The sequence below is a fragment of the Marivivens aquimaris genome (assembly GCF_015220045.1).
GTDB lineage: Bacteria > Pseudomonadota > Alphaproteobacteria > Rhodobacterales > Rhodobacteraceae > Marivivens > Marivivens aquimaris.
Genome location: NZ_JADBGB010000003.1, coordinates 161,834 through 173,392 on the forward strand (window position 1 = coordinate 161,834; position 11,559 = coordinate 173,392).

Here is an 11,559-nt window from a genome sequence, read left to right on the forward strand (position 1 = left end):
TGTTCCAGCAGGGGGGCGGGCATTCCGCCCCCAATCACCCTATAACATAACAATATCAATAAGATGAGTGCGATTACTCGCATTCGGAATGAGGAATCATGTCTGCAACAACCATCATCGACACCGCGCCCCTTGGGGCGCTCATTCGCTACACCGACGGCAGCCCCAAGCCTCCTGCACGCTTCACCAAGAAGCTCGCGGCTTGGGAGCGCTCGAACGGCGTTGGCCGTCTTGTGAAAAAGGAGCCACCCCGACCTTACCCGACATGGACGGCACCCGCGTCGTTCACGCTGCATGAGGGCAATTTCTCCTCGGACGGGGTGATCCTCGTCACCATCATGCGCAGCCATTCCGCTGACAGCGCCCTCGTCTTCGAGGTGGCCGAGGATCCGAAGCCCGGGCAGGTGCGCGTGCTTCTCGATTTCGCCGGCAACACTGAGCTGCTGTATCTGGCGGAGTCCGTCACTGCGGCCGAGCTTTGGATCGCCAAGGAAGGATACCGCAATGCGCGGCTCGAGATCGTCGGCACTGAGGACGGTGATAGGGCAGGGTGCGCGGACCTGGCCGCCTGAGCCCAACTGAAATCGAGGGGCCCGCCCAAGCGTGGGCCTCTCATCCATCACAACCTTGTCCTTTGAGTTCGCGGGGCACCAAAGGATCCATCCCCAAAGAAGGAGTCTTCAACCAAGAGCGTGGCCGGGAGGCTGGCGGCGTTAGAAGCATCAGCGGGACAATCCGCTCCTGACGTTGGGGGACCATCCCCCGCTCGCCATTCCCTTCCTTGCCCCGAATTCTGTCTTCGAGATCAACCCGCGAGGGGTCGGACTACGGGCAAGCCCGTGCCGCCGGGTGGATTCGGACGAGCCGAACGCACCCGGTGATGTCAGCCAGTATTCGGGCCTTCGAGGTCCTGTCGCGCGGGGGATGGTCCCCCGCCTCCAAGACAGGAGCCAAACAGATGTCCCGCAAAGATGCACACGCCTTCGCAGCCTCCCTCGCCGCCACGCTCATGGTCTCGATCGTCGTCTTCCAGGCAGGGGATGGATCCTTCGGCGCCGTCCCCGCCGATGAAATCGACGGCGACGAGGTTCAGGTGCTGGTTGAGATTGACCCGTGGGCTTAGGCCCACGGTTACCCCGGCAGGCTCACGCGGAGGCGCAGAAGCGTCTTCTGCTGCGTCGTTGCGCTCTCGCACGGTGCCGGTGAAATATTCGGAACAGTGGACCGCCGATGGCGCAGCGCCAGATGGCCTGAAGCTGTAGAGGTGCCAGTTGCAACGCGACTGCCACAACGCCAAGAATATCGACATGTCCGGGCCGGACCGAACATTAATTCTATCTTTCGGTGCTGCATGCAGCGTTCGAAGCGGCCTTTGCAATGTCATATGCTTTGATAGTTGAATGACTTAGAATATTCGTAAGAGCTCTTTCCGCCAAAAAAATAAGTGGTTACGCTTCAACTATAAGGCGAAGTATGCAAGCCGATCGACGTACTGCCATCCGGCCAAGGAAAACAAAAAGTGAATCTAAAAGAACTAATTTCGGATGAGCGGACGTCGATTACGGGACAGGGAATCGATAACAGAGCCTATTCGCGGACCCTCCGGCACCTTCGAAGCTACAACTTCTGGGAGGGTGTCGACGATGCGCCACACCTCTGGGGGCACCAGCAAGCAGCTATCGCCACGGTCGTTGCCTATCTGCACGGGGACAAGCAGATACCGGAGCGGCCCGAGCACACAGAAGCTGCGCTCCTAAAGCTACCCACCGGCACAGGCAAGTCTGGCATCATTGCGATCCTTGCGCGGTGTCTGCCGGAGGTCCGCCGTGTTCTCGTATTGACGCCACGCACTGCGCTGACTGAGCAACTCCTGGCGGACATCCGTTACCGTTTCTGGTCTCACCTTGGGTATGAGGCAAACGGCTCGGCGCTCTTCACCGCGGAGGCCGACGTGTTCGGCACCACGCTTGACAACGTGTATGTCGAACAATTCTTGCCCAAGAATGTCGGCATGGTGGTGCAGCATCTGGGCGATCAGGCCACTGATCGCGCCATTCTGGTCGGCACGCATCAGGCGCTCGGCGACATCCGCAAGACGGCACAAGATCCTGATGATGGCGGTTCGGCAGTTGCAGCAGCTATTTTAGCGCATATCCGGGACGAGTTTGATCTCGTGATCGTCGATGAAGGTCATTACGAGCCTGCTATCTCGTGGTCACGCGGCGTTCGAGAATTCAATCTGCCGACTCTTCTATTGAGCGCAACGCCTTACAGGAACGACTACAAGTCGTTTCGTGTGCGCGGACGTTATCTCTTCAACTTCCCTTACAGGCAGGCAGTTGACGGGCGTATTATCCGTCCCGCCGATATCATCGTGCCAGAAGGCGACGTCGGACCAGTTGTGCGGGAAGCTGCAATCCCACAGTTTGTCGGCATTCTGCACAAGGAATTGCTCGAGCGCCTGCGGGAGGCCGAACGCTGGTTTTTGAACGGCGTAACGCCAAAAGTCATGGTGCGCGGTGATGACCTTGAGACCCTCACGCTCTTACAGACCGAGATTAACCGCGTCTTCGAAACGCAAGCTGTCGTGATCCATGACCGCGCGAAGAAGACGCAGCAGAACCGGGACATGTTCACCAGCGTCGCGTCCGCTCTTCGGTCCCGCCCTGACGCGAAGTTCTGGATTCACCAGAACAAGCTCATGGAGGGGATTGACGATCCGTCATTCGTTGCCGTCGCCATCTTCGATCTCATGGGCAATGCACGACAACTCGTGCAGCAGATTGGACGTGCGACCAGATATTCGCGGGGTGAGGATGGTATACCCCAGGCAGGTTGGATTCTTTCCACTCCTGCCAATGCCGAGCGTATTCGGACTACTTGGGAGAGATACCAAGGCTACGAGGATTATGCGGCGCGGAACACCGCGCATATCGTCACGAACGAGGTTACGCTTCCGGACCGCCTGCTCGAATACATGGCCGAGTATCAATATATTGGCGGTGAATTTCGGGGGCGCTTCGAGTTCGAACAGCCACTCGCCGCAGGCGACATCCAGCTTCCCCGAACCGCCGCTGTTCTGAGAACTGCCGCACCGCTTCCCGACATCCGTGTGTTCGCCACGGTGATCGAAGAAGCAATCATGGACAAGGACCGGTTTAAGATCACGCCGATTGAAGGCATGCCGGATGGTTCGATCGGTTTTTCCTACTATGCGTGGCGAAACTCGCCGTACCTGATCGACCGGTTCTTTTCTGAATGGAAGCTTGGGGTTTTCCTTGCTGTCCAACAGGGTGAACTCGTTTTCATGCACGATACAGAAGGCCTTGTGGTGGATATGGACGGCCTAAGCCTCAAACGAGCGGGCAGGTCGGTCATGGAAAAGGCCTTCCCCGAGAGTGACGACAATCCGTCCCGACTTTCCCGCATGTCCTTCTCCTCTCTCGACATGTCCCAACATGCGATCCGGGCAATGGCTCTGCGGACTCGTTCTTTTGCAGATGCTTTTACCGATTTGCTTGATCCTTCGCTCGTTCCTGCAACTGCCGCCGGTTTTGTAAACGGGACCGCCCGGTATGTTGGCTTTAATCGCTCGCGCCTGCGCGATGCTTCGGAGCGCCATGTTTCGGTTGCAGACTATGTTACATGGACCACAGAAATCGCCGCCGAGCTGGCGGATGCCGATCGGGAACGAAGCCATGTCTTTAATCGATATGCTGCCTTGGTCGAAGATATCGATGACCAAGAAGCCCAGCCGGTTTCGATCCTGCTTGACCCATCGCTTGACGACATGCGCGACGACGAGGCCGGTGGTGCGGCCTGGGTTCTCCTTGAGGACATCGATTACTTTGATCTATGTGCCGAGGTGGATGGCGCAACAGGCGGATTCACGATCCAGATCGGCGACGAGGATGTGCCGTGTAGCGTCGAGTTCGTTTCGGAAACCCGCAAATACAGGGTTACCAGCCCAAGGCTGGATGAGCTTGCTCCCGCGCAGGCAGGAGAGGATAGGCGTCAGGCCTTGACGCTCGTACAGCGGCTTAACAAAGGGCAGGCCTTCCGAATTCTCACACAGCGTGACAGCGTCGTGTATTCGGAGGGCAATTTCTACGAACCGAAGATGCAGTGGGTTCAGGACGGTGGCGTCAAACCGGTTCTCGAATATATCCACGCATCGCCCACGCTCGATGATGTCCTGACCGAGAAGGGCGACGATCAATACGCCGCAAATCGTGCACATTGGTACAGGCAATCCATTTTCGGGCTTTTTTCGGTAACATGCGAAGGCCAGCGCGCTGCCAACGGGATCGCGGATGACAAACTTACCGCCGAAATTGAAGCCATACCGGTCTGGTTGTGTGATGACGATAGCCGTGAAGCCGCGGACTTCATAGGTTTTGATCCTGATAACAGGAAGATCGTGTTTGTTCACGCAAAGGTCGGCGATGTGGGGCGGGGCGGCACCGGATATCATGTCGGCGGACTACAGGATGTCGGTCGGCAAGCACTCGCAAGCCTCGGGTTTATCTCGCGCGGACAGCCATCCACGGTCTGGACGCCCGATCGATGGGAAACCGACGTACAGGCTAATCAAGTCAGGCTACATGGTCGTAGCCGCATCTTTCGGAATCCTAACGGTCTCACATCTGCTCAACTCAACGATCTGCTCCACGCGTCGTGTCGAAATCCGTCCTTTGATCGTGAAATCTGGATTGTCGGAGCGAAGATGGCGCGCAGGCAAGCGCTTGTGGAGGGCCTGAACCAAGAGCGTTGGCCGAACCGCCTGCGGCAGTTCCTGATGCATTGGGATGCCATGCAGACGGCCTGTGCCAGAGCAAGCACGCGGCTGAAGTTCTATTGTTCCAATTAGGTGACTCAGCGAAGCAAGTGTTGGATATTTTTATGAGCCGGCATTGAGACGGTTTGCAGCAAATATCGGCAACTCTGAAAGTTTTTCGATGTGGGCCGCGGCACGACATTGGCGGCCAAAGTGAAGCCGCACCGATCATACGCGGCGCCAGGCCCGAATGACTGGGTCGGGCACCGATCCGCCTCGGACTCTTTAGCCACAGGGTTGGTAATCTTTCAGCGAATTTCCAGATCACCAGCCGTTGTGCCAGCAGCCAGCGCGTCTACGAACCACTGCGGTTTCCGCCCGCGACCAGACCAGGTGACGGCCGGGTTCTCAGGGTGCTGGTATTTTGGTGCGACTGGAGCGCGCTTGGTCTTGCTATCTGTCCCGACGAGTTCGGCCAGTGAATAGCCCAGATCCCGGGCGACAGGTTCTACCTTGGCGCGGGCTTCCGCCTTCTGCCGATCCTCGAATGTGGCAATCGCCTTGGCGACGTCCTTCTGCATTTTCTTCAGCTCGCCGAGCGACAGTGGCTCGAGATCGCAATCAGCCATTTGTGCGGTCCGTGTCCTGAATGTCCCGGTATCGATAGCCCGTCGATGCAGGGCGCCGCAACTCCCGGAAGGCTGGGGCAGGGGTGGCAAAGGCTGGTGACCGTCGTTTTGCCGCCAGGCAGGTGCTGAACTTGGGGTCAGGCGGTCTCGATTGGCCGGGTGACGGGTTCTGGCATGGGCTCCCCGCGCATCTCTGTCTCCCGGGCCATCCCTTCGACTGACAATCCCCTAATCCCGTTCGGGCTCTCGCGCGCAACCCCGCGTCAGTCCGGGCCGAGTTGCCCCTTTGGGGCTGCCCGCTCCACCCCGGTCCTCTGGGGGTTTCCGGCGTCCATGCTGTCCACCGTGCTCGCGTCGCCCGACGGGCTTTTTCCGGGTCTTGTCGAAGGGACGGTCCCGAAGACAGGACACACAGGAGCTTATCATGCAGAACATCGTCATCCTCGCCGGCAACATCGGTCAGACCCCCGAAGTCCGCACCACCCAAGGCGGCACCAACATCACCAACTTCAGCCTCGCCACCTCCCGCCCCCGCCTCTCGGAAGGTCGCGTCCTGCGCGACGAGAACGGCTACCGGGTCATGGACACGGAATGGCACCGCATCACCTGCTTCAACGGTCTCGGCAAGACGGTCGCGGAGCATTGCGAAAAGGGCATGAAGGTCCTCGTCCATGGCCGCATCCACTACAGCAAGTGGATCGACAGCATGGGGAACGACCGCTACGGCTGCGAGATCATCGCCGAGAAGGTCGACTTCCTGAGCCGCCCGAAGTCGGCCGAGAACGAAAACCCCGAGCTGGTTGACCGCGACGACGAGATCCCGTTCTGAGAACGGGGCCTTCCCCTTAGGCCCGGCGGGGAAACCCGCCGGGATTGGCCAATCTTGGCTCAAACCGGTCTGGCGCCTATACAAATTGACCTCTAGCGACCTGCCGCTGACGCAACTTACAACATTTCCAAGATTGAAAGTTTGCATCGCGGGTTTCCGTAGATCGATGTTCAACAAACTTAGGAGTTCCTCATCTGTGTATATGCCATTAGAGTTATCCACAAAAAGAGGTGGAGCAGGATGGCACAGAAATCTGAAATCGAATGGACGGATGCGACATGGAATCCTGTGACGGGATGCACGAAGGTCGGTCCCGGCTGCGACCATTGCTACGCAGAAAGGTTCGCTGAACGCTGGCGCGGTATTCAAGGACATCCATACGAACAAGGTTTCGACTTGCGCCTATGGCCGTCACGCCTTGGGCAGCTCGCACAGTGGAAGAAGCCGCGAATGATCTTCGTCAACTCGATGAGCGACCTGTTCCACAAGGATATTCCGCGTGAGTTCATCGACCACGTGTTCGATGCGATGGAGGCCGCCGACTGGCATGTCTATCAAGTCCTGACCAAGCGCTCATCACTGATGCGCAACTACGTGCGCCGCCGCTACAACGGTGGGCGAGTGCCGTCGCATATCTGGCTTGGCGTGTCCGTCGAGGATGCCGCACACAAAGGGCGGATTGAACACCTTCGGCAGATCAACTCGGATGCGCGCTTCATCTCATTCGAACCGCTGCTAGGCCCGATTGGCGAGGTCGATCTGACAAGTGTTGCTTGGGCGATTGTCGGCGGCGAAAGTGGGCCCGGCGCTCGTCCGATGGAAGCGGCGTGGGCGACCGAATTGCGCGTTGCCTGTGAGCGATACGAAGTTGCTTTCTTCTTCAAACAGTGGGGCGGTGCGCGGCCGAAATCCGGCGGTCGTCTGCTCGAAGGCGAAGAATGGAACGGGTTCCCGTGGCAAATCGTGCCGAAGGCGATCATGGCCGAATTGCAATAGCGAGAAACACGTATGGAAGCAGATTTAGACCTTTACCGCGACCGCGAACAATCATTCATTAAGCACCAGTTCCTGACGAAATACCTCCAAGCAGCGGCATACAAGACGCTGCAAGGCCATTCTCCTACATTCAATTTCGTAGATGCCTTTGCCGGACCTTGGCGCATATCTGATGACGCTAAGTATTCAGATGCGTCGTTCGATCAGGCAATCAACACTTTGGAAGCTGTTCGCGCTGATCTAGAAAAGCGCGGCGTCGGTGGACTGAAAATTCGCTTCTGTTTCTGCGAACAGCGTCCAGAAGCGGTTGCGCGCCTTCGGGAGTACGCTGCTTCGAAAGGGCGGTTCGAGATACACGTTTTCGAAGGTGCATTCGAAGACAACCTCAATGCGATCGCCACCAAAGTGACTGACGGTTTCACGTTCACCTTCATTGACCCGACCGGATGGAACATTCGTAACGAAGAGGTGTTCCGCTTCCTGCGTGAACAGAATGGCGAGTTCATGCTGAATTTCATGTCGGACCACATCAACCGACATGCTGAATATCACGAGGTTGAGGCGTCCTTCGGGCGGTTCCTAGCGGACGCGGCATGGGCTGATGAGTTCGCGCACCTACCCGCCGGCTGGAGCAACGAGCAGAAGATGCTGTACCTGATGAAGGCCGCGATGCGCTCGAACAAAGTGGCATCATATCTACCCGATTTCTCGATCATGGTGCCGAGGCGCGAGCGAGTGAAGATGCGTCTAATACTCGGTACGCAGAGCCCGTCCGGGTTGGAAGTATTCCGCGACGTTCAAGAGAAGGTCGAGAAGCAGGAACTAGTGATGCGTCACAACCTCCGCGAAGGTGACAGCCCGCAAGTCAGCTTGTTCTCTTCTGCCGACATCGCAGCGATCCAGCAGGAACAGAAAGGCGTCGGGTGCAAAGCGAATAGAAAACGGGCTGAGGAGATAATCGTGAGTTTCCTGAAAGGCCGAATGCGGGCATTTCCTGGCCCGATGTTCAATCAGGCGATGGAGGAAGTTCCAATTCGCCGCAAGCATCTGAACAGTGTCCTTTTGGATATGCGGGAGCGGGGCGTCATCAATTTCGAACTTCCGCCGAGAAAGCGAGTTCCCCAGCCGGATACCGCAATCTTCTTGGTCTGAGAGACCTAAAGCCACGAATAGCGGCTCGCGCCAAGCGCAAGCTGGCCTTCGCATGTTCATCAGACGCCCACCCTCTTCCCAAACCGATTTAGAGTGAGAGAAAGGCTGGTTGCTTTCGCGACAGGTTAAAGGCTGGGAGAGTGGCTTCCGGCGCCTGTCACGGAGGAATACCGATGGGTGTTGTGGAAGTTCTGGATCCGGTCGCACCGGCGCGGGCGGGTGGCTGGAAAGTGGATGTGAGCCGGGGTGAGCGGAACGGGCGGGTGTCGTCCGAATGGTTCAACCGGCCGGATGACGAGCGGTATCTGTCACTCGATGATCTCTGGGCCAATGTGAAAGGCCGGTCGGAGCGCAGCCGTAGCCGCGTGGTGCAGACGGCGGATATCCGCGTCGAGGCCGCGCGCGACAACCCCGAGCGGTTGCACCTGATGCTGCCGAAGGCGCAAGAACCGGTCGCGCCCACGCATTGGGCGTTCGGCCAGCTTGCCAGCATCGTCGGCGCCCCGGCCTCCTATCTGCGGCAATTGCCCGCGCCGTTGGCGGGGATCAACCTGCAATATGGTCTGACCAACCACCGCGCCGAACAGGTGAAGACTTTTGAGACCGAAGATGGCCGCAAAGAACTGCGCGCCGTGACCGGCCCCGATTACGGCCGCATCCACGATTTCGAGCTGGTCGAGGCGGTGCAGCGCATCGCGGGCAATGGCACCGGCGACACGCGCTGGAAGGTGCCGGGCGTGCTCGATTGGTCGACCGGGGTCTACAACCCCGATGTCGAGATCAGCCGCGACACGACCACGCTCTATGCCTCGGACCGCGACGTCTTCCTGTTCCTGGTCGACGATCGCAACCCGATCGAAGCGGGCAAGCTACCGGACGGCTCCCCCGATCTCTACTTCCGCGGCTTCTACTGCTGGAACTCCGAAGTTGGTGCCAAGACCCTCGGCATGGCGAGCTTTTACCTGCGGGCGGTGTGTCAAAACAGGAATCTGTGGGGCGTCGAGGATTTCCAGGAGATCCGCATCCGCCATTCGAAATACGCCGCTTCCCGCTTTGCCCATGAGGCGGCACCGGCGCTGACGCGCTTCGCCAATTCCTCGCCGCAGGGCTTCGTGAACGGCATCAAGGCAGCGCGGCAGCAGATCGTAGCGCGCAGCGACGAGGATCGCGCGGATTTCCTGCGCAAGCGGGGCTTCTCGAAGGCGGAGTCCGGGAAGATCATCGAGAAAGTGCTGATGGAAGAGGGCCGCCCGCCCGAGAGTATTTTCGACTTCGTGCAGGGCATCACGCGGCTTGCGCGCGACAAGACCCAGCAGGATGCCCGCCTCGACATGGAGGGGCGCGCCAAGAAGCTCCTCGACCGGGTCGGCTGACGCCGGGCTCGACAACGCGACCGCCTGCATCGGCGGCGGTCGCGCTTTCCCCTTCCAAATGCATGCCACTGGCCCCGCCCGAGAGGGCAGGGGGGCTTCGGCCTGCGCATTTCAGCGAGACCCCCATGACCCCCCAGGAAGAAACCATCGTCCTCGAGGCCCGCGATATCCTCGGCCGTTACCTTAGCCAGAACCCGGTCATCGGGAGCTGGCAGGCGCTGATGGACTATTGCGCTCTGACCGTCCGAGGTCCCATCGAGCGATTCCATGTCCTCTATCTCGACCGCAAGAACCGCATCATCGCCGATGAGCTTTTGTCGACCGGCACAGTCGATCATGTCCCTGTCTATCCGCGCGAGGTGATCAAGCGGGCGCTGATGCTGAACGCCAGCGCCCTGATCCTGATCCACAATCACCCGTCGGGCGATCCGACGCCGTCCGAGGCCGATCTCAGCATGACCAAGGAGATCCAGAAGGGCTGCAAGTATCTCGGCCTGACGCTGCATGACCACATCATCGTCGGTGCCGGAACGGAGCTGAGCCTGCGGGCCCTCGGCAAGCTCTGATCGTGGCACCAGACTTGCTACCGTCGCCCCTTCGAGCAAGAGGGCGGCGGTTTGGTCTTTGACGGATGAGGCGGGGAGAGTGGCTTCCCGCGCCGTTGGAGACATTGCTATGTTTGATCTTCCCCTGCCGATTCAGCCGAGCCCGCGCCCGATGGGCCCCGTCCCAAATGGCCCAGCTGTCGCTCCTGATCCCAGCCTGCCTTTCGCGTTGACGCGGATGCACCGGACGCCTGCAGCCCTGATGTCGGGCACCGCTGCCCCCGTGGTCGTTGAGCGTTTTGCGATCTTGGCCGATGCCATGCAGGGGGCGTTTGAGCTTGCCGAGGACAACGGCTCCGATGCAGCGCCGCAGCTTCTGGCCATCCTTGATTGCGACCAGCGCCTGGTTCTTGCCGGGGCCGCCAGTCATGGCGCTGTGGCTTGGTGCCACCCTGTCGCCAATGCTCTTGAGGCGCGGGCCGTCGTGACCGAGGCTGTTCAACTTCGCGCCCAGGCTGGACGTGCCATTGACTGGCACGAGCCTGAACTGGCGCAGCGACTGCATCACCGTGCCGATCTGCTGGATGCGCGTCTGGTCGACCCGCTCTGGCGCGCCTTTGCCGCCCGGGCGCTGCAGATCGCGGCGTGACGCCCGAGAGACAGAGGAGGGATGGGATGGGTTTGAGCCTTCGGGGGGCAGAGGAGTGCGCCACCCGGGGGTCTGACCTGTCCTCACCGAACGGAGTTATCCATGACCCAGACTGAACCCACTCTGGCCGCCCCGCTGCGGCCTTCCACCGTCGATTTCGGGGCGATCCTTGCCGCGCATGCCGAACGCACCGCCCGGATCCTCGCCCTTCGCCCGGGCAACAAGGACCGCCTGTTCGATGGTCTCATTGCCGCCGGCATCACCCATGTCACCGTAACCTTCGACGGCGCCGGTGACAGCGGCCAGATCGAAAGCATCGGCGCCTGGGCGGGCGAGACGGCTGTCGATTTTCCCGCAACCGAAATCCCCCATGCCGCGCTGACCTGGGATGACCCCGAGGTCGAGATGCGGCAGCTCTCGCTGGAGGATGTTGTCGAGCAGCTCGCCTACGACTTCCTGTCTGACACACATGGCGGTTGGGAAAACAACGACGGCGCCTACGGCGAGTTCTGCTTCGACGCTTCCGCCCGCTGCATCCATCTCGAGCTCAACGAGCGCTTCACCTCGTCTGAACTCTTCACCCATGATTTCTGAGGGGGCGGCGATGGC

At 59.6% G+C, this 11,559-nt stretch carries 11 protein-coding genes; 10 read left to right on the top strand and 1 reads right to left on the bottom strand.

Annotation, left to right across the window (positions count from 1 at the left end; all coding sequences use genetic code 11):
• The first annotated feature begins 98 nt into the window (after window positions 1-98).
• The 3 genes from IF204_RS17900 to IF204_RS17910 all read left to right on the top strand — a co-directional run bounded on the left by IF204_RS17900 (window position 99) and on the right by IF204_RS17910 (window position 4,870).
• Window positions 99-572: a hypothetical protein gene (locus IF204_RS17900; RefSeq protein ID WP_068242620.1), complete on the top strand. Its 474-nt coding sequence runs from the start codon at window positions 99-101 to the stop codon at window positions 570-572.
• Between the two features lie 386 nt (window positions 573-958).
• Complete coding sequence (locus tag IF204_RS17905) at window positions 959-1,123, top strand: hypothetical protein (RefSeq protein WP_165595903.1); 165 nt, start codon at window positions 959-961, stop codon at window positions 1,121-1,123.
• 396 nt (window positions 1,124-1,519) lie between these two features.
• Complete coding sequence (locus tag IF204_RS17910; RefSeq protein ID WP_068242617.1) at window positions 1,520-4,870, top strand: DEAD/DEAH box helicase; 3,351 nt, start codon at window positions 1,520-1,522, stop codon at window positions 4,868-4,870.
• Window positions 4,871-5,085: 215 nt separating this feature from the next.
• Here IF204_RS17910 and IF204_RS17915 read toward each other — a convergent pair whose 3' ends face one another.
• Window positions 5,086-5,406: an H-NS histone family protein gene (locus tag IF204_RS17915; RefSeq protein WP_194098500.1), complete on the bottom strand. Its 321-nt coding sequence runs from the start codon at window positions 5,404-5,406 to the stop codon at window positions 5,086-5,088.
• 424 nt (window positions 5,407-5,830) lie between these two features.
• On the opposite strand from IF204_RS17915, the gene IF204_RS17920 reads away from it, so the two are divergent.
• The 7 genes from IF204_RS17920 to IF204_RS17950 all read left to right on the top strand — a co-directional run bounded on the left by IF204_RS17920 (window position 5,831) and on the right by IF204_RS17950 (window position 11,544).
• Window positions 5,831-6,235 carry a single-stranded DNA-binding protein gene (locus IF204_RS17920; RefSeq protein WP_068242612.1) on the top strand — a complete coding sequence of 135 codons (405 nt, stop codon included), beginning with the start codon at window positions 5,831-5,833 and terminating at the stop codon, window positions 6,233-6,235.
• A 240-nt stretch (window positions 6,236-6,475) separates the two neighbouring features.
• Window positions 6,476-7,231: a DUF5131 family protein gene (locus tag IF204_RS17925; RefSeq protein WP_068242608.1), complete on the top strand. Its 756-nt coding sequence runs from the start codon at window positions 6,476-6,478 to the stop codon at window positions 7,229-7,231.
• A 12-nt stretch (window positions 7,232-7,243) separates the two neighbouring features.
• Entirely contained in the window at window positions 7,244-8,383 is a 1,140-nt protein-coding gene (gene tcmP / locus IF204_RS17930) for a three-Cys-motif partner protein TcmP (RefSeq protein WP_068242605.1), read from the top strand.
• A 173-nt stretch (window positions 8,384-8,556) separates the two neighbouring features.
• Entirely contained in the window at window positions 8,557-9,756 is a 1,200-nt protein-coding gene (locus tag IF204_RS17935; RefSeq protein ID WP_068242602.1) for a hypothetical protein, read from the top strand.
• A gap of 125 nt (window positions 9,757-9,881) precedes the next feature.
• On the top strand, window positions 9,882-10,322 hold the full coding sequence (locus IF204_RS17940; protein ID WP_068242599.1) for a JAB domain-containing protein: 441 nt from the start codon (window positions 9,882-9,884) through the stop codon (window positions 10,320-10,322).
• A 109-nt stretch (window positions 10,323-10,431) separates the two neighbouring features.
• Window positions 10,432-10,950 carry a DNA repair protein RadC gene (locus tag IF204_RS17945; RefSeq protein ID WP_068242596.1) on the top strand — a complete coding sequence of 173 codons (519 nt, stop codon included), beginning with the start codon at window positions 10,432-10,434 and terminating at the stop codon, window positions 10,948-10,950.
• Between the two features lie 102 nt (window positions 10,951-11,052).
• The gene (locus IF204_RS17950) at window positions 11,053-11,544 is read left to right on the top strand and encodes a DUF6878 family protein (protein ID WP_194098501.1); all 492 of its coding nucleotides are present in this window, start codon (window positions 11,053-11,055) and stop codon (window positions 11,542-11,544) included.
• The last annotated feature ends 15 nt before the right edge of the window (window positions 11,545-11,559 follow it).